Origin of the sequence: Saccharolobus shibatae B12 (assembly GCF_019175345.1) — an archaeon.
Taxonomy (GTDB): Archaea; Thermoproteota; Thermoprotei_A; order Sulfolobales; family Sulfolobaceae; genus Saccharolobus; species Saccharolobus shibatae.
In genome coordinates, this window is sequence record NZ_CP077717.1 from 888,549 (window position 1) to 909,878 (window position 21,330).

General features: G+C 34.2%; 29 protein-coding genes and 1 pseudogene. 19 read left to right on the plus strand and 11 right to left on the minus strand.

Translation table 11 applies throughout. From position 1 onward, the window contains the following. The first annotated feature begins 18 nt into the window (after window positions 1-18). Together J5U23_RS04915 and J5U23_RS04920 are read left to right on the plus strand one after the other, a co-directional pair. Window positions 19-849 carry a deoxyribonuclease IV gene (locus tag J5U23_RS04915; RefSeq protein WP_218267137.1) on the plus strand — a complete coding sequence of 277 codons (831 nt, stop codon included), beginning with the start codon at window positions 19-21 and terminating at the stop codon, window positions 847-849. Continuing rightward, entirely contained in the window at window positions 830-1,531 is a 702-nt protein-coding gene (locus J5U23_RS04920; RefSeq protein ID WP_218267138.1) for a phosphoglycolate phosphatase, read from the plus strand. Before J5U23_RS04915 ends, J5U23_RS04920 begins: the two co-directional genes overlap by 20 nt. Here the strand turns inward: J5U23_RS04920 and J5U23_RS04925 are convergent. The 8 genes from J5U23_RS04925 to J5U23_RS04960 form a co-directional block, all read right to left on the minus strand. Then, on the minus strand, window positions 1,493-1,963 hold the full coding sequence (locus J5U23_RS04925) for an METTL5 family protein (RefSeq protein WP_218261555.1): 471 nt from the start codon (window positions 1,961-1,963) through the stop codon (window positions 1,493-1,495). The genes J5U23_RS04920 and J5U23_RS04925 overlap by 39 nt on opposite strands. Window positions 1,964-2,070: 107 nt before the next feature. Beyond that, on the minus strand, window positions 2,071-2,739 hold the full coding sequence (locus J5U23_RS04930) for an HAD family hydrolase (RefSeq protein WP_218267139.1): 669 nt from the start codon (window positions 2,737-2,739) through the stop codon (window positions 2,071-2,073). Window positions 2,740-2,750: 11 nt separating this feature from the next. Continuing rightward, the gene (locus J5U23_RS04935) at window positions 2,751-3,056 is read right to left on the minus strand and encodes a transcriptional regulator (protein ID WP_218267140.1); all 306 of its coding nucleotides are present in this window, start codon (window positions 3,054-3,056) and stop codon (window positions 2,751-2,753) included. Next, a complete protein-coding gene (locus J5U23_RS04940) occupies window positions 3,031-3,798 on the minus strand; it encodes a sugar nucleotide-binding protein (RefSeq protein ID WP_218267141.1) in 768 nt (255 codons plus the stop codon). Before J5U23_RS04940 ends, J5U23_RS04935 begins: the two co-directional genes overlap by 26 nt. A gap of 81 nt (window positions 3,799-3,879) precedes the next feature. Further along, window positions 3,880-6,882 carry an FAD-binding and (Fe-S)-binding domain-containing protein gene (locus J5U23_RS04945; RefSeq protein WP_218267142.1) on the minus strand — a complete coding sequence of 1,001 codons (3,003 nt, stop codon included), beginning with the start codon at window positions 6,880-6,882 and terminating at the stop codon, window positions 3,880-3,882. 38 nt (window positions 6,883-6,920) lie between these two features. Beyond that, window positions 6,921-7,340, minus strand: a complete 420-nt coding sequence (locus tag J5U23_RS04950; RefSeq protein WP_218259706.1) for an HIT family protein — start codon at window positions 7,338-7,340, stop codon at window positions 6,921-6,923. Window positions 7,341-7,418: 78 nt separating this feature from the next. Beyond that, a complete protein-coding gene (locus tag J5U23_RS04955; protein ID WP_218267143.1) occupies window positions 7,419-8,474 on the minus strand; it encodes an ISH3 family transposase in 1,056 nt (351 codons plus the stop codon). Window positions 8,475-8,838: 364 nt separating this feature from the next. Next, window positions 8,839-9,054: a hypothetical protein gene (locus tag J5U23_RS04960; RefSeq protein ID WP_218259707.1), complete on the minus strand. Its 216-nt coding sequence runs from the start codon at window positions 9,052-9,054 to the stop codon at window positions 8,839-8,841. A gap of 55 nt (window positions 9,055-9,109) precedes the next feature. Between J5U23_RS04960 and J5U23_RS04965 the strand changes: the two genes are divergently transcribed. Genes J5U23_RS04965 through J5U23_RS15680 form a run of 4 tightly spaced genes read left to right on the plus strand, consistent with a single transcriptional unit; the run spans window position 9,110 to window position 10,604 of the window. Then, window positions 9,110-9,715, plus strand: a complete 606-nt coding sequence (locus J5U23_RS04965) for a hypothetical protein (RefSeq protein ID WP_218267144.1) — start codon at window positions 9,110-9,112, stop codon at window positions 9,713-9,715. Continuing rightward, window positions 9,712-10,212, plus strand: a complete 501-nt coding sequence (locus J5U23_RS04970) for an NUDIX hydrolase (protein WP_218259709.1) — start codon at window positions 9,712-9,714, stop codon at window positions 10,210-10,212. The genes J5U23_RS04965 and J5U23_RS04970 overlap by 4 nt, the downstream gene beginning before the upstream one ends. 49 nt (window positions 10,213-10,261) lie before the next feature. After that, complete coding sequence (locus J5U23_RS15675) at window positions 10,262-10,408, plus strand: hypothetical protein (protein ID WP_240781326.1); 147 nt, start codon at window positions 10,262-10,264, stop codon at window positions 10,406-10,408. A gap of 7 nt (window positions 10,409-10,415) precedes the next feature. After that, window positions 10,416-10,604 (plus strand): DsrE family protein, encoded by a 189-nt coding sequence (locus J5U23_RS15680; protein ID WP_244988825.1) that lies wholly within the window; start codon window positions 10,416-10,418, stop codon window positions 10,602-10,604. Here J5U23_RS15680 and J5U23_RS04980 read toward each other — a convergent pair. After that, entirely contained in the window at window positions 10,601-11,272 is a 672-nt protein-coding gene (locus J5U23_RS04980) for a chlorite dismutase family protein (protein WP_218259710.1), read from the minus strand. The two genes, J5U23_RS15680 and J5U23_RS04980, sit on opposite strands and share 4 nt — an antisense overlap. Continuing rightward, complete coding sequence (locus tag J5U23_RS04985; RefSeq protein WP_218259711.1) at window positions 11,259-12,446, minus strand: hypothetical protein; 1,188 nt, start codon at window positions 12,444-12,446, stop codon at window positions 11,259-11,261. Before J5U23_RS04985 ends, J5U23_RS04980 begins: the two co-directional genes overlap by 14 nt. Window positions 12,447-12,495: 49 nt before the next feature. Between J5U23_RS04985 and J5U23_RS04990 the strand changes: the two genes are divergently transcribed. The 8 genes from J5U23_RS04990 (at window position 12,496) to J5U23_RS05015 (ending at window position 16,798) form a co-directional block, all read left to right on the plus strand. Next, a complete protein-coding gene (locus J5U23_RS04990) occupies window positions 12,496-12,669 on the plus strand; it encodes a hypothetical protein (protein ID WP_218267145.1) in 174 nt (57 codons plus the stop codon). 162 nt (window positions 12,670-12,831) lie between these two features. Beyond that, window positions 12,832-13,359 (plus strand): NTPase, encoded by a 528-nt coding sequence (locus J5U23_RS04995; RefSeq protein WP_218267146.1) that lies wholly within the window; start codon window positions 12,832-12,834, stop codon window positions 13,357-13,359. A gap of 8 nt (window positions 13,360-13,367) precedes the next feature. Continuing rightward, entirely contained in the window at window positions 13,368-14,282 is a 915-nt protein-coding gene (locus J5U23_RS05000) for an NAD+ synthase (protein WP_218267147.1), read from the plus strand. Beyond that, window positions 14,273-15,085, plus strand: coding sequence for a nitrilase-related carbon-nitrogen hydrolase (locus J5U23_RS05005; protein ID WP_218267148.1), 813 nt, complete (start codon window positions 14,273-14,275; stop codon window positions 15,083-15,085). The genes J5U23_RS05000 and J5U23_RS05005 overlap by 10 nt, the downstream gene beginning before the upstream one ends. A 30-nt stretch (window positions 15,086-15,115) precedes the next feature. Then, window positions 15,116-15,406, plus strand: coding sequence for a hypothetical protein (locus J5U23_RS15685; protein ID WP_012712688.1), 291 nt, complete (start codon window positions 15,116-15,118; stop codon window positions 15,404-15,406). A gap of 31 nt (window positions 15,407-15,437) precedes the next feature. Then, window positions 15,438-15,566, plus strand: coding sequence for a hypothetical protein (locus J5U23_RS15980; RefSeq protein ID WP_258164970.1), 129 nt, complete (start codon window positions 15,438-15,440; stop codon window positions 15,564-15,566). Between the two features lie 51 nt (window positions 15,567-15,617). After that, complete coding sequence (locus J5U23_RS05010; RefSeq protein ID WP_218259716.1) at window positions 15,618-15,887, plus strand: ArsR/SmtB family transcription factor; 270 nt, start codon at window positions 15,618-15,620, stop codon at window positions 15,885-15,887. A gap of 11 nt (window positions 15,888-15,898) precedes the next feature. Beyond that, entirely contained in the window at window positions 15,899-16,798 is a 900-nt protein-coding gene (locus tag J5U23_RS05015; RefSeq protein WP_218267149.1) for a lysine exporter LysO family protein, read from the plus strand. Here J5U23_RS05015 and J5U23_RS05020 read toward each other — a convergent pair. Then, a complete protein-coding gene (locus J5U23_RS05020) occupies window positions 16,795-17,349 on the minus strand; it encodes a hypothetical protein (protein ID WP_218267150.1) in 555 nt (184 codons plus the stop codon). The two genes, J5U23_RS05015 and J5U23_RS05020, sit on opposite strands and share 4 nt — an antisense overlap. A 34-nt stretch (window positions 17,350-17,383) precedes the next feature. Between J5U23_RS05020 and J5U23_RS05025 the strand changes: the two genes are divergently transcribed. The 5 genes and pseudogenes from J5U23_RS05025 to J5U23_RS05050 all read left to right on the plus strand — a co-directional run bounded on the left by J5U23_RS05025 (window position 17,384) and on the right by J5U23_RS05050 (window position 21,131). After that, window positions 17,384-18,115 carry a class I SAM-dependent methyltransferase gene (locus tag J5U23_RS05025; protein WP_218267151.1) on the plus strand — a complete coding sequence of 244 codons (732 nt, stop codon included), beginning with the start codon at window positions 17,384-17,386 and terminating at the stop codon, window positions 18,113-18,115. Window positions 18,116-18,895: 780 nt separating this feature from the next. After that, window positions 18,896-19,063 carry a hypothetical protein gene (locus tag J5U23_RS05030; RefSeq protein WP_218267152.1) on the plus strand — a complete coding sequence of 56 codons (168 nt, stop codon included), beginning with the start codon at window positions 18,896-18,898 and terminating at the stop codon, window positions 19,061-19,063. 2 nt (window positions 19,064-19,065) lie between these two features. Further along, on the plus strand, window positions 19,066-19,497 hold the full coding sequence (locus tag J5U23_RS05035; RefSeq protein ID WP_218267153.1) for a conjugal transfer protein: 432 nt from the start codon (window positions 19,066-19,068) through the stop codon (window positions 19,495-19,497). 819 nt (window positions 19,498-20,316) lie between these two features. After that, on the plus strand, window positions 20,317-20,568 hold the full coding sequence (locus tag J5U23_RS05045; protein ID WP_218267154.1) for a hypothetical protein: 252 nt from the start codon (window positions 20,317-20,319) through the stop codon (window positions 20,566-20,568). A 10-nt stretch (window positions 20,569-20,578) separates the two neighbouring features. Next, a pseudogene (locus tag J5U23_RS05050) lies at window positions 20,579-21,131 on the plus strand (hypothetical protein). Window positions 21,132-21,330 lie beyond the last annotated feature (199 nt).

Below are 21,330 nucleotides of genomic sequence, written 5' to 3' on the forward strand. Positions count from 1 at the left end.
GTATAAGAAGTTAGATTGATGGTAAAGATTTATTTAGGACCCGCAGGAGTACCTCACTCCTCTAAAAAGAAAAATACGATTGATGGTATAAGGACTGTTAAGGAATTAGGCTTAAACGCAATGGAAGTGGAGTTCGTACAAGGCGTAAGGATGAGCAGGGAAACCGCTGAGGAAGCTGGTAAGGTTGCTAAGGAATTGGGAGTTAGACTATCAGTTCACGCCCCTTATTTCATCAATTTATGTTCTGAAGAAAAAGACAAAATTGAGGCTTCAAAACAGAGGATTTTGGATACTGCGGATAGGGCTGAGCTAATGGGAGCAGATGCTATTGCTATTCATATTGCATTTTACGGTAAAATGAGTCCAGAGGAATGCTACCAGAACGTTAAGGAAGGATTGGCAGAAGTAATAGACAAGGCTAAGGAAATGGGGATAAAGAACGTTAAGTTCGGTGTTGAAACCATGGCTAAGGAAACTGCTTTTGGGACTTTAGATGAAGTTATTTCGATATCCAAGGAACTAAAGGGCGTAATACCTTACATAGATTGGGCTCATACTTTTGCTAGGCAGGGAGGGGAGATAGATTATGGGAAGATTATTGATAGGCTAATTAAGGAATTGGGTTTGACCCATATAAATTCTCACTTTGAATCTCTAGTTTCTAGAAAAGGAAAATATGTGGATGAACATATTCCCATAGATGCTAACGCCCCACCATTTGAACCATTAGCTAAGGAATTGCTTAAAAGGGATATTTCAATATCATTGATATGCGAAAGTCCAGAATTGGAAAGAGATGCGTTAAAAATGAAGGAGGTATTGGAGAGACTTGGATATAGACTCGAATGAAATACTGGTAGCTTCTGACTATGATAGGACATTAGCCAATGAAGAAAATAATTTTGTAATATCACCAATTGTTACACAAAAGGTAAACGAATTTTCAAAAAAGTATAAGTTTGTTGTAGTTACTGGTAGGGAAAAGAAATTTATGGACAAGTTGGCTGTTGGTTTGAGACCTACTGCGTGGATATTGGAGAATGGTTCCCTAATACTTTTCGATAATAAGGAGTTTGTGCTTTGTGAAAAGAGTTGGTTTGAAAGAGATAGGAAGAAGATAATCGAAATATTAGATAGTCTTAAGGCTAGGTATTCTATAGGTAGAGTTATAATATATGTTGATGGTTATGGATCTAAACTGAATATGCTAAAGGAGATAGAAAAGTATGGGAGAATAGAGGTGAATAGAAACGATGCCATGGTTCTACCTAAAGGTGTTGATAAGGGTATAGGAGTTTTGAAGTTTAAGGAATTAACTGGGTTCAAGGGAAAGATAGTAGCTTTAGGAGATAGTGAAAACGATTATGCGTTATTTAGAGTTGCCGATATTAAAGTGGCAGTTGCAAATGCAATACCTCAAATAAAGGAAATTGCCGATATAGTGACTGAAAATCCTAATGGTTTAGGAGTAGTGGAAATTTTAGATAAGATATTATCTGGTAACTTTGGAAAAGAAATAGATATCCACTAAGAACTCATGAACTCTTTTCATATGCCAAGGGTAATATGGTTTTAGCTTATACTTCTCAGATAATATTTCAGCAGAAAATCCATACTCTTTGGCCATTTTGATTATAATTTCCCTTGATCTTTCATTAGACTTATGTATAGAATAGACTGTATCAGCAACGCTAAAAGCTGTTTGTAAAAACTTAATATCCATTCCTCTATTTACTACTCCAAATGGTGGATTTTGAATTACAGTATTAAATCTACCATGAAATTGAGTTACATCAGCATTTAATAGCTCTATGTCTAACTTTAATTCGCTCTTCATATCTCTTGCAGTCTCTAATGATTCTAGATCAATCTCGACACAAGTGCAATAAGCACCTAAAAGTGAAGCCACAAAGCAGAAAACACCAGTCCCACAACCTAAATCAACGACCTTCTTATTACTTATATGCCCAGATATATATGCGTGCCAAACTATTTGGGCTACTATTGGTGAGGGTGTTACATACTGTTCTAGTTCATACTTAGGGTTTGGATGTGGTCTTGAATATTTCTCTAGGAATTTTTCAATCTCTCTTTTATTAATTCTAGAGCTTCCAATAAATTATTCACCCTATTTTCCTTTATTTCAGGGTAGAACCCTAATCTATCTAAAAGTATTGCCTCAAGACCCGCTCTTTTCGCGCCAATTACATCTATTTCGTAAATGTCGCCTATATGAATACCATCACTTTTAGCGATTTCCATGGCATAGGAAAAGATCTTAGGGTGAGGTTTCATAATGTTTAAATCACAAGATGCTACTATACCATCAAAGTACTTCTTAATCCCCAGATCTTCTATTATTTTATAGATATTTCTGGTTGCGTTACTAACTAAAACGACTTTAAATCCGAGTTTTTTGGCTTCCTCTAGGAACGTAATTGAATCGTCATAGAGTTCATATTCCCCAGATAGCAAGTTTCTACTATTTAATCTAGCTATTGATTCTTGATCAGGATATATATTAAGTTCATAAAACAGTTCCCTAAAATCGAAAGCCGAAAGACCTCCATATTCTGGGCTAGGGTAGTGATGTTTTCCTAGAATCTTTGCAACTGCCTTGAAAACTCTCTTTTCGTCTACATTATAACCAATTTCCTTAAGGGCATAGGCGATATTTTCGTGATATCTAGGCTTAAAGTGTACTAGCGTCTCTCCTAAGTCTACAAATATTGCCTTCATATATATTCGCTTTACTTGTTCCTAATTAAAAATTTTGGCATTTCAATTTTCTCTGACTTGCAAATTGGGCATCTACTAGGCCTTTTTATTTTCTCAGAATTGAATGTGTAACCACAACTCTTACACCTAGCTGGTATTATTATAAGCGTATAACCTTTCCTTTTGCTCGACCTCGCCAAATGCTCTATATGATCGTAAATTTCTTTTTCCTTCCTAATATCTAATCTCCTCATTATCTCCCTAGCACTTAATGGTTCATCTGAATAAGATAGCAAGAGGAATATTTTTTCTCTAGTTGTTAAGAAGTCTGTATTCAATTAAGCTCAATATACTCTCTTTTGCGTCGATTTTAATATTATATGCTCTCAGTAGCCAATCATCTAGAGAAAAATCCCTCTGGTGATTATCAATTTCAATAACTTCATTTCCGAAGATATCTGAAAGATAACTACATATTTCAAAAAGAGATACTCTGTTACTTCCTACGTTTATTACACCTCTAGCCTCTTTATCAATAAGTAATTTACTTACCTTAGCTAATGTATTCAAATCAATAATGGACATATAAAAGTTTTTATTACATTTCAAGATTTTTCCCCTTGTAGAAGCTTTAATAAATGGAAATAGAAAACCCCTATATGATAGTGAAAATAACGCTCCAACTCTTAAAACCAAGTAATTACCTAAAGTGATAATACTACTTTCTCCAACTAGTTTGGTTAATCCGTAATAATTCAATGGATTAGGAGTATTATGCTCTTTGTAAAAACCTCTCTTTCCATCATAAATTAGAAAAGAAGAAAGAAATACATTTACGCTTCCTACCTTAGAACCAGCCCTAGCTATGTTAATAGCATACCACGTGTTAAATGACCAAGCTAAGGGGGGATTCGTGTTACTTTCAAAAATTGGTATTTCAAAGGTATGCAGTATCACATCTGGTTTTTCTCTTATAACCTTAGAAGGGCTATCCACTATTATAATCTCATTACTATTACTACCAAGAAATCTGGCAAAGGCTCTTGCAATCTCTCCTTCATCTGTAACTGCAATTTTCAATATATATATTATCTCTGCTCTAGAATTAAAAAGTTTCGATGATTATATAGTGTTGGTTAGGATTATTTAAAAATTATAAATCTAACTCAAGGTTTTGCTTATTTCAGTTGCAATTATAGTTTTTAATTTGTCAGTATTATCCCTTAGTAACTGTATGATGGCGGAGATCACTACGTTCTCATCATATTCTTCTGTGACCCTACTTTTCAATAACGAAGTAAAGGGTTGCATAACTTTATCTAATTCAATAGTTGATAGAGTATTCGATATTTCTTTTACATACTCAGCTAACACGATTGCCTTATCTATTGAAGACTCAGAGGATTTTTGCCTTATACTACCAGATAGTTTAGATGCAATGGTTTTGCCTACATTATCCACTAATTGGACTATAATAGGTTCAATAATTTTCTTATATTCGTCAACACCGGAAGTGGAAAATGATGCTGTATCAGCTATTAGGTTGACTTGAGAATTAAGAGATGATAGTATACTTGCAATTAGCTCTTTCTTTATGTATTCTTTACTATTCTCATCTAGTTGGAAAGACACTACTTGATATTGCACACTTTGTATTCCTAATTTCTCTGCTAAGAATTCTATTAGTGTTACAGCATTTATTCCTACACTTCTGAACTTAGCCGCAGCTAATGGGCATAGTGTAACTACTTTTCCATATCTTTCTCCTATAGCTCTGGCCATTAAGTCAGCTCTCTTCCCTAAACTCTTTTCTAGGATTGCACCAGAACAACCCTCAATCTTCTTAACTCTAAATCCCTTTTCGCCTAGCCTTTTAATTACCTCATCGGAATACTCAGAGGAGAAACAAGCTACATGTAGGTTTATATTCTCATTACTTCCGTCAATAACAATAGACTTTAGTAGCCTAAGCTCTAATGGCACTACCTCGAAAAACACTTCTGCTCCAGCCAATTTAGAGTAGTCCTTATATGCTGTGGAGAATGTTCTATAATCTTCGGGCGTTATAGTAATTATTTCTAGTGAATTGTTAACTGTATCTAAATTTTGTTTCATTTTCTCCAAGAACCTATTTCCGTTTCCACTTATATAATCTAGAAATCCACTATCGGCTGATGTACCTACTACTTTAACCTTTAATCCCATCTTTTTAAGTATTTTTAACGCTGTGATTGCCACTGCAGGATTACTTACAACATTCTTGCCAACCCATAACACTAATTGACTACTTGGATCATTTACTGATGCTAGCTCTGAATCAGAAAAGATGGATAGCTCTACCGTTGGTTCCTCTGGTAATTTCTTAGCAACTAGACTGTTTAATTTGATCAATAGTGTGGAAATCGGAATTCGTGCTGGACATACACCATCACAAAGACCACATTTATGGCAACCTGAAACCTCAGCTATTACACTATCCGGTATGTCAATGGAACCGTTTAATTCATAATAAGCTATTGCACCCCTAACGAAATCAAACATACCCTTTGGAGCATAAGGCCATTGAGGAATTAGCCTATATTGTGGGCAAACAGTAACACACATTGCACAATCTATGCACATAAGGCTATAATCAGCGAAATCCTCCAAATACCTCCTCACATGCTTAAAACCCTCAACCTCGCCACCGGGAGATAATCTTTTAACAAAGCCAATCGCAAACCTAAAGTTTAAGGCCTCTTGTTGCCTTCTTGGAATTTCTAGAACAGCCTTAGCCCTATTCTTAGGATCAAAAAGCTTACCGGGATTAAAAATTTCATTCGGATCAGTCTCTTCCTTATACTTCCTTATAACTTCGTATCTATCAACTCCTAAATCACTAAATGTTTTCCCCATACTGTTCAATCTATTTTTGGTGTATTTGTGAGCGAAGATACCTACTGATAAAAGGGAACCATCAACTTTTACGAATTCGTCCATCATCAGCGTGTTCTTAGCTAAATCATACAATATCTTCTTATCAACTGGACTTACTGAAATCTGAGTAAATGCGTTAACTAAAAGAATCTCCCTCCTCTCTAAAGCTATATCTACATCAAATCCACCATCGGGGGATAGCTCACCTAATTTGCCTATAGACTTTTCTAGATTCTTTAATAAATCTAAAAGCCTAGTATAATGTATTAAGCCATGCTGATGTATCAGTAGGCCTTGTGTTCTTAATGCTGCTGCAACACCGTGATTAAATGACCACCAACCAGTCCATTCTCCTTCAAAAACTTTACCTCCATAAGACTGGGCAATCTTATAGATTTTAGGTTCGACTAGAGGTGATCTAGGAGATGGGTAAAGTATTACCATATTCCATTTTTGAGGTTCTAATGGGGCCTTATACTTCTCAGCCATATACGTGGAAATATATGGACCTCTAACCTGAACGTGCCAAGCTGGGATTACTTCCCTATAAAACTCTCCTACTGCGTGCATCATCTGATCTAAATTATCAAACGATATTACCATAGCTTCGGTTGGAGCGAAATTCCTAAGCTTTAACCCAGCTTTAACTATTATACCAGTAGTACCTTCTGCTCCGCAAGCTAACGCTAGATCCTTGCCCTCTAATCTAACTAAATCCCCTTTTGGATTTACCATTTCAACGAAGCTTACATTGTCTGAAATAAAACCATATTCATATGAACCTATTCCTAAAGAATCACTAGCTATCCCTCCTCCCACAGTGGAATCGTATGAAGATGGGAAAGTCCTTAATTGCAGTCCCTTCTGCTGAGCATAGATATCAACAAGCTTCCAAGTAGCACCAGGCTCCACTATTGCATTCTTATTAGCCTCATCTATAGTTACGTTGGTCATCTTTGAAAAGTCGAGTAATATTCCACCATCTGCTGGTATTGCATTACCATATCTATTTGTACCTCTGCCATAAGGCACTATTGGTATTTTATATTTGAGTCCTAATCTAACTACGTTAATTATATCTTCCACCGACCTAGGGTAAACAACGTAGTCGGGGACAATATTAATCTTTATTCCAGACCAGACTAGTTCTGGGACGAAGCCGAAATCTACTGAATGGGATAACCTCTCTACTAATTCGTCATGAAAATTATCCCCTAGTAAACTTTTCAAATCCTCTGCCAAACCCATATTACTATACCCTTAAATGTTATATATTATTCTAGCATTTATATATTCTTTAAAGTCTCTATTATTGTTTTTTGTACGTACTCGTAATACTCCCTCGTCTGTTCTCTTCTTGGTACGAAATCTTTCATTATATCTGGATCTTGGGACCACGTTGGAACTATATGAAAATGAGAGTGAAATACCACTTGTCCCGCGCTCTTTCCAATATTAGTTAATATTCTTATACCATCAGCGTTTAAAGCTTTCTTTACTGCAATTGAAATCTTTCTTACAGCTGTACATAAATATGGTATAACGTCTTCAGAAATCTCTAAAAAATTCTCATAATGTGTTCTAGGTACTACCAAAGTATGTCCTGGCGTAATTGGAAATTTATCCAGAAACGCCACTACCCTATCGTCACTATACACGATATACCCATGGTCTCTTCCTTCAACAATATTGCAGAAGATGCACATCTGTATTGAACCCTCATTATTACAAAATTATAAATTTAGTTACAGCTGAAAACCTAGCACTTTACGGTAGACCCAAAATCACCTCCCTAAAAATAAATCTATTACATTAATAAGCATATTTATTAGTTTAAATAGAAAATTTTCCAGATTGAATAAATCACCAGGAAACAAAAGGATAAGCAATAATCTGAACTCTTCCCTCCTCACCACACCCTTAAATATGGTGTACAAGGAGTAGAAAACCATGGCCAGCACGAAGATCAACGTGCGGAAGACGAACTTAGTGGAACTGGTGAAGGGAAGGAAAGCCTTGATGTTCCTGTAAGAGGTCTCTATGGGACTCCTTACCTTATTGTACAACCTCAACACCTCCTTCTTCGGTAGGTCAAGATTAGTCGCCCTAGCGAAGTAAACAACCTTCTTCTTCCTCTTGATTTTCTCCCTGCGATACACGATCAGCCTGAACTTAACCTGTTCATCCCTCCTATGCCTCTTACTATTTGTCATGTACTCTCCATCAAACTCCTCATAGACTTTCACGTCCCCAACGGGAACTCCGATTATATAATTGAACTGCGAAATGAAGTTAAGCACATCAACTGTGTAGAAACCCGCATCAAGAGCTATTAACCTTATCTTGAATCCCATTGCAACAACTTGCTCCACGAGGATCTTCACGATATCATCCTTGGTCATCCCGTTCACATGTGTGACGAAAGCCAGTAGGAGTACTTTCCCATCATGTTTAGTCGTTGCTGTTGCGTAGTTCCACGAGTTTCCCTTTTCCGAGCTTCCGAGTCCTTCCACCGGTTTCCCGTACCAAGTTTTGGTGGTCCAGTCTATTGAAATGTCTATTTCCTTTTCTCCCTTTAGCGTCTCCAAGGATATTTTCCTCACTTGTTCCAAGAGTTTCTCAACTACTTCCACACCTTGCTCCTCCGCGTAATTCCTCACGGTTTGTGGTGATACGTTGTATGCGCTTGACTTGTTTTCTATGGAGTCGTTCCATAAACACGCGGAGACTAGCGTTTTTTCTACGTTCTCTGCCTTTTTTCCTTGGAAGTCTAACATGGAAAGTAATTTATATCCTATTTGTTGAATGTTATTTTGGTGGGGAAGACAAGGTGTTATCACCTTGGTTCACCTCGTGATAATACCGTCTTCCTCACCTTAAGCTTTTCTTCAATTTGTTGAACTCCTAATATAGTTATAAATTCCATTTATTTTCTATAAAATTAATAGTACCTTACCGGAATTATTTTTGTAAAATGATTTTGGGTCTACCGTTTAGGGTGGGAGGAAGCCAGAAAAATCCCTTACTTTTTAAACTATATAACTGGATTCCTTTATCAATGAAGTTCCCGTCTTCGATTTGGGTTTGGTAACTTGCTTTAGAGCATATTATAAAAATCCACTTTAATAAATCACCTAGATTTTAAGGTTTTAAAAAAGCAGATAATAACAGAAGTATTCCTAATTTTTGTAAAATCAAACTGAGTCAGATACTAAACTTAGCTTTAATATAATCACCTTTTTCAGTTATTAATTCTATAATATGATCACCCTTTATAGGGGTAAAATCGTTTATCTCTATTGCTATATTTTTAACTCCATAGGGTATATACTCTGGATTATAGCTATACGCCATCTTACCATCTACTCTGATCGCTACAATCTTACCAGAAACCTTATCGGTTTGCAGCCAAACCTTCATATCTATAAACTTCCTTGCATAATGTTTAAAAGTAATAACGCTATGCTATAAAATAGTGTTAACAACCCAAGAACTAATAGTAATATTCGTCATCTCGTTCATAACAAATGCAACACCGTTCTTTGGAGCTCCTTACACCCTAATAACTACGTCAATATTAATAAAGAGTGGAGTATCTCCTCTATCCCTAATCTTGGCCATAGTATTAAGCGGGCTCGGAGCGTCATTATCTAAGTTAGTAATGTACGCATTGGGAATAGCCATAAGAAAACCTCTAAAAAACAATAAGAATATCCTCTTTATAGAGAAAATCAGTAAGAGTTACGGATTTTATATTGCGTTATTAATATTATCCATACTACCAATTCTACCATTAGACGACTATATATTTCTCGCAGGGGGAATAGCTAAGCTTTCCGTCTTTAAGATGGTAGTGGTTTCAATAATAAGTAAGATTATAAAAAGTGCAATTGAGATAAGCGTAGAACTAGCTGGAATATCTTTACTAGCCTCAGTACTTGGTATAAACGCATTTGAACTTTCCCTAATTTCCATTCTTGTATTCGTTTTATTAGGAATTCTCTTGTTTAAATTAGATTGGGAACAACTTCTGAGGAAAGGAGAAAAATTCTTAAGAGAAAAACTAAAAATTAATTTATGAAAATTTTTGGTGGTAAAAAATTTGAAGTATTTATAGATAAGGTGAAATTGCCTAACGGATATGAAAGGGAATTAGAGTTCGTGAAGCATAGGGGTTCTGTCGTAATAATACCTAGAATAAACAATGAAATAATAATGATAAGACAATTTAGGCCTGTAATAGGTAAATGGATATACGAGTTGCCAGCAGGGACGATTGAGGAAGGAGAAGAGCCATTAAATACTGCTAAAAGAGAATTAATCGAGGAAATAGGATATGAAGCTGGGAAAATAAAAGAAATAATAGGTTTCTACGCTTCGCCTGGCATAACTACTGAGTATATGAGGTTATATTTAGCTGAAGATCTCATATACGTTGGAGCTAAACCGGAACCATATGAAATCATAGAACCCATTAGGGTAAATATAGATGAGGCAATAAAAATGATAAGGGAAAGGAAAATAGAAGACGCAAAAACGATAATAGGAGTGTTTGCGTTAAAGGAACTCTTAAAATAAAAAAGAAAAACATAGAAAAATTTAAAATTATTTAATACTATAAAATGTTATGGCGAAGTTCCTAATCGTTATTAAATCGCAAGATGAATTGAACGTAAATACTGCAGTTAACGTGGCAAATGGATTAAAGATGATGGGTGCAGAGGATGTGAAAAATTGTATTTTTAGGCCCAGCTATAACAGCACTCTACAGTAAAAATAGATTGTCAGAGATAGTTAAAAAGAACGCTGATTCCCTTAAGAAAAATTCTGTCAAAGTTTTCACATGTGAAATGGCCATGAAAAATTATAATGTGAATAAAGATAGTCTAGTATATGTAGATGAGATAAGTAGGGGTGCTGATGTTATAGTAAAAATGGCTAACAAAGGATATGAAATATTAACATTTTAAATTAAAAATAGATCTAAGCCTTTCAGTTCTCCAACTATTATTGGTTCTTCTTTTGTTATCCATTTTCTTGCCTTGACTTCTCTGAGAGCCTCTACCACTTCAACCCAATTCTCTAGCTCAGGAATCTCATAAACTACAACGAACTCGTAATCGCCTACCCCAAAGGAGTAAGTGGTATATGACCTAATTCCCTTGTTCTTTGGATGAGTCCTAGCAGTTTCAATATGCTCTTTCATGATTTTTTCCCTTTCTTCAAAAGGTAGAAGATACCATTCTACGTCCTTTTTCATTGGATATGCTACAAAATACCTTAAAGGCTCTAATGAGAGAACCTTCTTAATGTCAAAATTGCCTCTTGTATATGGCGACGACCTATATATGGAAAATAAGGATAATGATTCATAACCTAAATCCCTTATTTTAGAAAGTAAAGTATATTTAAATTCTAATAATTTTGACGTATCGGAGGAAGTTACCCAATAAATAATATCACTATCATTCCTAAGAGAGATATATCTTTTTAGTGAAATTAGATTATTCCTAAACTGTGATTCCACAGATTCTATCTCATTTATTATATCCCTTCTCTCTTCTCTACTACTACTCCACCATCTATTTGAAAGCTTTATTGAGGAAATGTAAAAGTATGCTAAACTATTTTGGCTCATTATCCTCTAAGTCTTGAATAATGTCATTATACAATATTAATACTTCTTCCAAATTTGCCAAATAAGCTATAAAGTTGTTGGATAAATTCTGTCTAACGTATTCATCAAGTAAATCTAAACCATCTGCCGTAGGACCATTTATTATTCTTTCAACATACTCTTCAAATTTTTTCTTTGAATCAGCAAGTATTATAAAAGCTATGGGTATAATGCTTAATATATCCTTAGATGAAGCATTAACATCCTTTACTACATCTGAGCTAACTCCACTATAGTGAATAGAACTTAACCCATATTTCTTAGTTACTCTACTTTCAACCTTATTTTTCAACTTATCTATGGATAAAGGTAGGTTAGAAATAGGAGATGGATTGCCAACAATAATATCTACCCCAACACTATTGGAAATTCTATCTAAGTACATTATTGCCCTAAGCAAGCTGGCTAATTTGTGTTTTTTGACTGAGCTGGGCTTCTTTCCCACGTTAAACCCTATAAGGTATTTGAAGATACAGCCTGCGTAAATAGTTTTACCATTTTGTATAGGATTTTCTGCTGGTAATAGATTATATTCTACAAACTCCCTATAAATCAAAGTATATTCCTCTTCGTTTATCGAAGACTTTAAGTAGTCTTCGAAGTTCTCTATTTTTTCTCTCCTCGATTCAACAACTTGGCCTAACTCGTTGTATTTCTTAATTATTGGAGGATTATACGACATGTCAATAAATATTTGAAGTATAGGAAAGGAATCCTCACTCCTTAATACAGTGGCTGCGTAAGCGTTGTTAGGAAATTTGACAACGCCCACTATTACTCTAGAATTAACATCGCTAGATAGCGCTACATGCTTTGAAGAAGCTAAGGCTAATCTTTCCATATCGAACCATTCTTTACTTAATCGTAGAGTCTCTGAATTGGTGTCAATATTTCCGTAATTGTAAACTATTGAATCTACCTTTAGTTCCTCCGCTACTTCCTCTATTACATCCTTAATGAGAGAATCTATTTGAGGAATTGGTGGTAATATATAGTGTTCCTCAGTCTTATATATATGGACGCCATTATCTTGTAGTTTTATTAACATTATCTCCTTTCTGTTACCCTTATCGTCAATTAGAGAGCATAGAATCTCTGGTTTTTCAGGATTTGAGTATACTTCTAATAGCCCCACTTATCCCATCCTACTTAAATTTGTTAATACAGATACTTTTATTAGGATTATGGTAGAAAAACCTTTTCCAAGCTCAATAGCAATACTTCATCCACTACCAGCTAATTCTCCCTATTTCTTAGGTAAGTTTTACTCCAAACCTCATTATAATAATGTTGTCATTCGAAAACAGTTCTCCCATCATATAGAGAGATATTTAGCTCAAAACTTCTCCATACCTTAAAAGGTCCCCCCGCATAAGTTCTATGTGATAGGATTAAGAGTGACATATATATTCATTTAAATCTAAATGTAAGGCATTAGCCAGCTATAACTTTATCTGGATTACGAATATCTAAAATAAGTGATAAATAAAGATAAATCAGTAGAGTCGCTGATATAATTGATGTCAGAAGAGTCGAAGAAGGCTTTAAGGGTATTTATAACTGGTAACCCCGGTGTTGGGAAAACTACAATATTACTCTTTTTAATTAATAAATTAAGTGAGAATAATTACAAAGTTGCTGGATTTTATTGCCCAGAGGTGAGAGAGAATGGAAGAAGAATAGGTTTTAGAATAGTAGATATAACTACCAATGAAGGAGACTGGTTGGCTAAAGAAAACGCGCCTGGAAGAGTAAAAATAGGGAAGTATACAGTTTTAGAAGATAGTGCTAAAAGAATAACTGAGATTACATTGTCTAACGTTAATAAGGCAGATGTTTTAGCGATAGACGAAATTGGACCAATGGAGTTAAAAATACCTACAATAAAGAAATTAATTGAGACTATTCTAAATAATCAAAAACCTTTGATTGCAGTGTTACATAGGACACAAAAACCCATGGGAGGAAGAACCTACGTAATTACCGTTGAAAATAGGGATTCGATAAAGTACGAGATTTTGAATTACATATTAAGTAGCCTAGATTAACTTCTTCCATGGCCTTTTCTAAATTCTCTAAATTCAGATGGTATTATACGTTAAATATTTGCTCAACAAATATTCTCATAATGGTAATGCATGAATATATCAGAAAATCGCTCACAATAGATTGTGAAGCTGTTACTAACTATATTGTGGAAAGGATAAGGGAGTATCTTGAATTTAGCAATAAGAAAGGAGGAGTAATAGGGGTAAGTGGAGGAGTGGACTCAGCAGTAACTGCAACGCTTCTTGCTAAAGCTACTGATAATTTCTTCATACTTCTCATGCCTTCCTCTTCAACGCCAAAGATAGATTTGGAAGACTCCTTCGAAATGATAAAATTCCTCAACGCACAAAATAAGTACAAATTAATTAATATAGACGAAATTGTGAGCTTATTCTCAAATAAAATAGAAACAGATAACAAATACATAATAGGCAACATAAAAGCTAGAGTTAGGATGATAATACTTTACGCATATGCGCAAATGTTAGATTACTTGGTGGTAGGAACTGGAGATAAGAGCGAACTATTATTGGGATACTTCACAAAGTATGGGGATGGAGGTGTTGATGTTTTACCAATAGGTGATTTGTACAAGACACAGGTTAGAATGTTAGGAAAATGTTTGGAATTACCGGAAAGGATAGTCACAAAACCAAGCTCCCCAGCCTTATGGGAAGGACAAACCGCTGAAGGCGAATTAGGAATTGATTACGAAACAATAGATTCGATATTATACTTAAGATTTGACGAAATGAGAAGTGAAGATGAAATAGTGAAAATGTTAGGAATTCCTATAGATACTATTAAAAAAGTTGATAGACTAGTTAAAATCTCTCAGCACAAAAGACTACCCCCAGAGATATTTAGATTAAGTGGAAGAGCCATAAACTCGGATTGGAGGTTTCCTAGAAGATGGGCATAAAAGTGGAATTAGCTCAAATAAGATCTTACCCCGGAGATGTGTATAGAAACTATAAGAAACATTTAGAGATCATAGAGACCACTACTGCAGATTGTGTAATCTTTCCAGAACTCTCCTTAACTGGTTACATCATAAAAGATCTGACATATGAGATATATAAGGATGCAGAGGAGGCTACACGTAAAATAGCAGAGAAAGTTAACAAGTGTGCCGTATTTGGAACAATAAAGGAAGTTAGGAAAGGAATATTAAGAAACTCAGCGGCAGTTATAATTAATGGGAAATTAGATTATATATATAAGTTTTATCTTCCAACATATGGATTATTTGAGGAGAGAAGATACTTCCAAAGAGGAGACCCACTTAAAGATTTGAAAATTTTCGAGTATAGAGACTTAAAATTTGGTGTAGTAATTTGTGAAGATGCGTGGCATCCAGAGCCAATAGAGGCACTATCGCTTATGGGAGCTGACGCAATTTTTATACCCTCAGCATCACCAATGCGAAAACTAAGAGAAAACTTGGCAATAGAGGAGAGTTGGGATTCACTTTTGAAGGCTCACTCATTAATGAATACTGTTTGGACTGTTTTCACAAACGTTGTAGGTAGTCAAGAAGAGGAATACTTTTGGGGAGGATCTAGAGTAGTTTCTCCATTAGGTGATGTAAAACTTAAACTAAAGCTATTTTATGAGGATAGGGGAGTTGTGGAGATCACTGAGAATGAGTTGCTTAGGGCTAGGTTCTTTAGCAGTTATAGGGATCATATAAGGGAGTTTCATTCAATTCTTGATAAACTATAACTTTTATAACTGTATAAACGATATTCATTATTGGGTATGATTTCTCAAAGATTTAATCTAAATCTCTTACTCTTACTTATAATTATAATTCTGCTCATTGTAGCCATTTTCTATCCAGTAGCGCTTATTCCCGCAGCCTTAGCAGGCGCGTTCATAGATGGATATCCTTTTGCAAGAATTTTTATACCGATACCGTTATTAATATTATTCCTGTTAGGTCTTCATAATGATTTTTATGCATTTGGTACACTAGCAATGATACTATTATTGGTTCTATTATTTATTAGAAGTATTACCAAGCACCTTAGTTTTAAATTTTAAATTTATTAACCACTATCACGTTATTTTACATATGAACAGTTTAATAAAGGCATTGCTTATACTAAATCTAATATTATCCCTCACTCTATCAGAACTTTTTGTAATTCCTCTCGTTTTACTTACAGCGAAATTCATTTTATCTGGTGTAAAAAGAGATTAGAACACTTGTTCTAAGGCGTAGGGTTTTATCACTCCCTTCAATTTTTAATATATGCTACTAAGATTAGACGAGATCTTCCAAAACAAGGGATGGGATACAAGGAAAAAGATATTAGATGAATTGAAAAATAAACCCCAAACAGCTTATGAATTGTCTAAAAAACTAGGATTGAACTATTCTACAGTAAAATATCATTTAGAAATTTTAGAGAAATTCGGATTAGTAAACATTAATAGAGATAAAACAAAATGTTTTTATGCGGTGTCAAAGAATTATAAAATAGTTGAAAAGTATTTAGAGGAGGAAATAGCAAAAAGATAACTGAGAAAACTTTGAACAGTAGTTCAATATTTTTCATAATACTATATCTAATCTTTTTACTTATAGGTAAAATAAAATATGTAAAAGGAGTTGAGAAAATCGTAGACATCGTAGTTATACTTCTAATATCAACAATCTCATATTGGGCAGGGGAAGAGATTACGAGTAACCAAATATTTGGTTTACTTATAAGTTCACTAATACTAGGCATATTATCAATAATTATTACGTACTTTTCTGGAGTAGCCATAAGACATTTCAATACTACGAAATCACTAATGAAAGCTAATAGAGAAAAGATAATTATAGGCAACAGTAATAGGCAGACGATAATAAAATACATGCTACCGTTTGTAATAGGATGGATACTTGGATTATTGTTTCATATTAACGGTACTGCTATAGTGAGCATGGTAGATTACGAGCTATATGCTTTAGCCTCAGTATTGGGCTATATCATGGGAAAGGATATTAGCCGTAAAGTAATTCTAAGTAGCAGTAAAGATTCCTTAATCTCATTATTTATAACAATTCTTGGAGATATCATACTAGCCTTAGTTATGTATATGTTACATATAGCTAACTTTACAATTTCATTGGCTATTGCATTGGCTAGTGGATGGTATAGTTACGTTGGACCACTGGTAGCAGTAAGCTCTGATCCATATTTAGGTACCTTAGCTTTTCTCGTGAATTTCCTAAGGGAACAACTAACTTACGTTTTAGTACCTTTTCTTCTCAAATTGAAATTTGAACCTAGATCTGCAATTGCAGTGGGAGGTGCGACAGCAATGGATACCACGCTTCCACTTTATGTAGAAGTTCTGGGAAAAGAGTATGCACTATCCGCAATGATTACAGGGGTAATACTAACGCTCGTAATACCAATTATTTTACCTCTAATAATCTAAACCTTTCCTATTTTTATCAAGATGAGTACTGCAATGATTATTACAATAAAAAGTACAATCAGTGGTAAGTAACTATATATTGTTGAAGACTGTGATCCATTCTCAGAATTTGTCCGAAAGATGTATAATTGTACATTTTGACTTGTACCATTAGCTTGATAAAGTATATTGTCATGATATGTGAGAGTTAATGTTATTTCACTTCCATGAAGATTTAAAAATCCCTTATATATGGTGACGTTTACATTATTTTCTGTTTTGTTCATAATTAAGGTATAATTTTCAATTATGCTTCCGTTTATGAGAAGTTGTGGAGGAAATAGGGAATAGTTAGAGATTGTGAAGACCTTATTATAAACTATGCTTCCATTAGTATTATAGATTGTAAAGTTATAGGTTAAAGGAGATAGCGATAATATAGTATAATTGTATGTATATAAATATAAAGCATTATTATAAATTATTTGAACGTTATAAGAGAAGGATTGGTGAGGAGAAAGGGGCATTGAAATTAATAATATAAGAAATATGAATGCTAATTGATAAACCATACATTAATAACTCTCTTTTAACTTTATAAAACCTATGAGCGATGAATGGATTAAGATCTTTGAATCTGATTTTTACGTTCGTGAGATGATAAAGGTATGGGACGAGGGAGAGAAGTGGGCTAATTGGATAGATGAAGTAGTAAATAAGTACAAGTTAGAAAAGAAGGTTCTTGATGTGCCTTGTGGAATTGGTAGAGTTTCATATTTTCTCGCAAATAGGGGTTATAAGGTTACTGGAATAGATATTTCAGAAAGAATGATATCGATGGCTAGAGCTAATATTCAAAACGGAAAATTCATAGTAGGAGATATGAGGAAAATAAAGGAAATACTTGGTGACGAAAAATATGATCTTGTGATAAATATCTATAATAGTTTAGGGTATTATTCTGAAGAAGATGACCTAAAAATTTTAGAATCGTTGAGAAATAGTACTAGGAAAATATTAGTAACTAACCTAGATAATAGAGACTATATAATATATAATAGACCCAATGAATATTACACTTATATACCGCCATATTTAGTTTACTCTAAAGTGGACTTTGAGCAAGAAACTTCAAGGTTATTGATATATAGAAAATATTACATAAATGACCAGGAGGTAGGAGAGATAACCTACAAGCAAAGATTATATAGTATTCATGAGATTTTAGCTCTACTCAAAAAGGCTGGATTACAGCCAGTAGAAGTACTATCAGGATATTCCTGGAAGAAATTCAGCATAATGGATCCGGAAATGACAATAATAGCTACACCAGCTTAGATAACTGACTTCCTTTAAAAGACTAAGATCTCAGTTGCAATTCCCTTTCTTGTTTCAAAATCTTCAACTAACTATAGGAACCCTTCAAAGTAATCTTGTTTCCGCTTACCTACACGGTTACAACTGAAAGCCTCACCCTTTACCCTAGACCCTAAATTCATTTTACAAAAATAATTTCATGGCATAATCATCTATTATCTTGAAAATTTTATAATTAGAGAAAAAGTTAAGGTGGATGACCTAATTTAATTAGTGCTACCGCGGAGATTTGAACCCCGGACAACCAGATGCCTAATTCGTTAAATTAATAGGTTTGATTTAAAATCTTTACGTTAAAGAGTCAATTTTCACTCTAATAATATAATTTAGATGATGGAAGAATATGCATAATATGAGACGTTAAATACTTAAGCACCTCAGTTAATTTGTTTATTCTCCTCCCTTTTAGCGTATAAATTCTGAACTTCTTACCATAATATTTTATCTATAACATAAATATTATTCCTTTTTGATTTTCGAAAATATCGCCAAATACAGATTTTTGTCATATTCGAGCTTTTAGATTAAATAACCAATATTGTACTAACTTTTACAGTTAATATTGTTATTATTTTTCCTAACACTTATTTTTCTCCTCTTTCTCTAAGTGAAAATACATTTAAGCTTTTAAATACTAAACAACCAGACACGTAAGCATCTCTAGTTCAAAAATTTGAAACATTAGAGCTTAGTATAGCAGAAAAAGTTATAGTTCTGCAAGTTCGTATTTAATGTGAGAACATGGCTACTACCATCAAGGTTATGAGGAAATATTACGCAATAGATTATAATAGGAGGATAGTGGCTGAGGCTGATTCTGAAGAAGAGATTGATAGGATCATGGAGAAGAAGGGTTACAGTAAAGGGACTTACGATATTTTAGTTTCTATCAAGTATGTAGAGAGTTAACAATGCCTAACGAGATAGAAGTACCATTTGTTAAGGTTAATGATACGTATTTACCTTTACTTAGGGTGGAAATGGAGTGTCCAAAACTGGGTAAAGATTATTTAATTTATGCACTTCCAGATTCTGGAAGTAAGTTTTCCATAATTAGAAATGATACTTTCTTAAGGTGCTTTGATAAATCCTCATTAAAAAGCTGTTTAGTTGATAAAGTTATGATTTCCAATCTGCTTACTCCAAAAGAAAGGTATGGCATAAAATTTCGCTTCGAAGAACTTAATTACACGATACATATACCAGTAGCACCTTTAGACTTCGTAAACTTAGGTGAGGGTATATATCCCAGCCTAATTATAGGTAGGGAAGACCTTTTTTCAAGAACGACGATATGCTTCGACAGAAACGTCAGATTAATTATTAAGGCTAACGATCTTTAACTTAGTAAGAGTACCACAAATTTTCTTTAGATATATGGAGATTTCTTTATTATTATCTGCTTTCAATTATAATTTCTTACGTAAAAAATTTCTACTACCATTCCTCAATAACCTAAATTATTATTCAGGTGGCTGATTATCACGATCTTTGCATCCAGCTTAGTCTTCTTTATTATCTTAGAGTATTCTTAGTTTGAGTCCTTGTCAAGGCCACTAATATCTCTGTGTTGGGTTAAGAAATCACTTGTATTAAATTCCAATTTCATAAGAATAAAATGTTAATACTCTTCTCAGAATTACTAGTTAGTTTGAAATTAAAAATTAAGCAATTAGTGATTGTCTGATTATAGTTAACTTTTTTAAAAATTCTCAATTATAATACACCTCAGAGTTTAAAGCCTAAGAGTATTAAATTGTTGCATTATGAAGAGAAGAAAGGTGATAAGCGAATTTTTAGACAAGGAGTGACGTTAATAGAGTATGAAAACGCTCCATCAAAGAAAATTCAGTGGAGCTAGTTAATAGAGGGTGATCCTTTTGGAGAACACGAGAATAAGTTATAGAATAAATTATGGTTCTGAGAGTAACTTGAGGAGTTTTAAGGTGAAGTATTTAGGAAAGAGGGGACAAACATAGGCTTCTAATTAAGGAAGGTATATCTGTTGTGGAACCAAGACTAAAAGGATAGAGAGTAAGGAGGTGCTAATACCAGATAAGCTGTACCAACCCTACCCTTTACAGCAAAAGAGTGAAGAAGGTAAAGATTCGAATCCGATAGAATGTGAAATATACCAAGTACTAGTTTCAATATTGTACTGAATGTTAGCTGAAGGTGTAGCTGAAAGTGTGGCATGTGATGAAGCTTGTGGATCAGCTTGCTTAATATTTATTGAGGATCCTATTATTTATGTTGTTTGTGTAGTGATATGTGTGCCTTCTTGTGATGAATTGTTCCAACTTATTATCTCATTAGGAGTAGCAACTGCTTGTGGACTAGGTGGCGAATATCTGTGCAGAAAGCTGGTTTATGTTGTTAGTGAATTTTTAAGTATTATAAACAAAGCTAACTAAGGGAGAGGTTATGGAAGGAGATAGATTATCCTTTTTTAAATGGCTCGGTTTAAGCATTACTATTTATATGTTTGCCTACAGTAATTGCTGTAGTACTATCGTTTTCTATCCCTTACTATATATTACATAATTTAACACTGGCCAATACTCTTAGTACGATTATTCCTATATTAGTATCTATTGTTTCGGCTACTTACTTTAAGCGATATCTCCAAAGTCGTGGTCTTATTACTCCCTTTATGAAGAGGGTATCCATTACAATCTTACCGGATAGTGGACAACCTATTGACGAGAAGTACATTAAGAGTTTTGAAGCTAGGCTTAAGTTTACAAAGGGCGAGGAATATATTAAACAGTTGGCCATGCTTGGTATGATGTATCTGCAAAACGCTGTAGCTTATAACAACAAGGATCTCTACTTGAGGGCTAAGGAGTACTTGGCAAGGGCTGAAGAGGCTATGAAGGGAAAGAGTGTGAGTTTTGAGACTAAAATGTTGGTTGATAATTTGAAGAGTAAGATTGAGACTTATAGATACCGTTTCGGAGAGGGTAAAAAGTCTTAAGGGGTGAGGGTATAAGCCCTGCTAAACTATGATTTATAAACTAATAAGTTATACTAGCTCTAAAAATCATATGCAATTAACTATTCTATCAAATTTATAGCTTAATGACTACACTATTTCGACATCTAGTAATCCTACAATATTGGCTTTAAATATTTCGACCATATTTCTTTAAGTATACTTATCTTAAACGCCTTTC

Excerpts from the sequence above, each read along its gene's own strand:
- J5U23_RS04915 (WP_218267137.1), top strand. The coding sequence starts at position 19 with ATGGTAAAGATTTATTTAGGACCCGCAGGAGTACCTCACTCCTCTAAA.
- J5U23_RS04930 (WP_218267139.1), bottom strand. The coding sequence starts at position 2,739 with ATGAAGGCAATATTTGTAGACTTAGGAGAGACGCTAGTACACTTTAAG.
- J5U23_RS04945 (WP_218267142.1), bottom strand. The coding sequence starts at position 6,882 with ATGGGTTTGGCAGAGGATTTGAAAAGTTTACTAGGGGATAATTTTCAT.
- J5U23_RS04950 (WP_218259706.1), bottom strand. The coding sequence starts at position 7,340 with ATGTGCATCTTCTGCAATATTGTTGAAGGAAGAGACCATGGGTATATC.
- J5U23_RS04960 (WP_218259707.1), bottom strand. The coding sequence starts at position 9,054 with ATGAAGGTTTGGCTGCAAACCGATAAGGTTTCTGGTAAGATTGTAGCG.
- J5U23_RS04970 (WP_218259709.1), top strand. The coding sequence starts at position 9,712 with ATGAAAATTTTTGGTGGTAAAAAATTTGAAGTATTTATAGATAAGGTG.
- J5U23_RS15675 (WP_240781326.1), top strand. The coding sequence starts at position 10,262 with ATGGCGAAGTTCCTAATCGTTATTAAATCGCAAGATGAATTGAACGTA.
- J5U23_RS04980 (WP_218259710.1), bottom strand. The coding sequence starts at position 11,272 with ATGAGCCAAAATAGTTTAGCATACTTTTACATTTCCTCAATAAAGCTT.
- J5U23_RS04990 (WP_218267145.1), top strand. The coding sequence starts at position 12,496 with ATGGTAGAAAAACCTTTTCCAAGCTCAATAGCAATACTTCATCCACTA.
- J5U23_RS04995 (WP_218267146.1), top strand. The coding sequence starts at position 12,832 with ATGTCAGAAGAGTCGAAGAAGGCTTTAAGGGTATTTATAACTGGTAAC.
- J5U23_RS05000 (WP_218267147.1), top strand. The coding sequence starts at position 13,368 with ATGGCCTTTTCTAAATTCTCTAAATTCAGATGGTATTATACGTTAAAT.
- J5U23_RS05005 (WP_218267148.1), top strand. The coding sequence starts at position 14,273 with ATGGGCATAAAAGTGGAATTAGCTCAAATAAGATCTTACCCCGGAGAT.
- J5U23_RS15980 (WP_258164970.1), top strand. The coding sequence starts at position 15,438 with ATGAACAGTTTAATAAAGGCATTGCTTATACTAAATCTAATATTATCC.
- J5U23_RS05010 (WP_218259716.1), top strand. The coding sequence starts at position 15,618 with ATGCTACTAAGATTAGACGAGATCTTCCAAAACAAGGGATGGGATACA.
- J5U23_RS05020 (WP_218267150.1), bottom strand. The coding sequence starts at position 17,349 with ATGGTTTATCAATTAGCATTCATATTTCTTATATTATTAATTTCAATG.
- J5U23_RS05025 (WP_218267151.1), top strand. The coding sequence starts at position 17,384 with ATGAGCGATGAATGGATTAAGATCTTTGAATCTGATTTTTACGTTCGT.
- J5U23_RS05030 (WP_218267152.1), top strand. The coding sequence starts at position 18,896 with ATGGCTACTACCATCAAGGTTATGAGGAAATATTACGCAATAGATTAT.
- J5U23_RS05035 (WP_218267153.1), top strand. The coding sequence starts at position 19,066 with ATGCCTAACGAGATAGAAGTACCATTTGTTAAGGTTAATGATACGTAT.
- J5U23_RS05045 (WP_218267154.1), top strand. The coding sequence starts at position 20,317 with ATGTTAGCTGAAGGTGTAGCTGAAAGTGTGGCATGTGATGAAGCTTGT.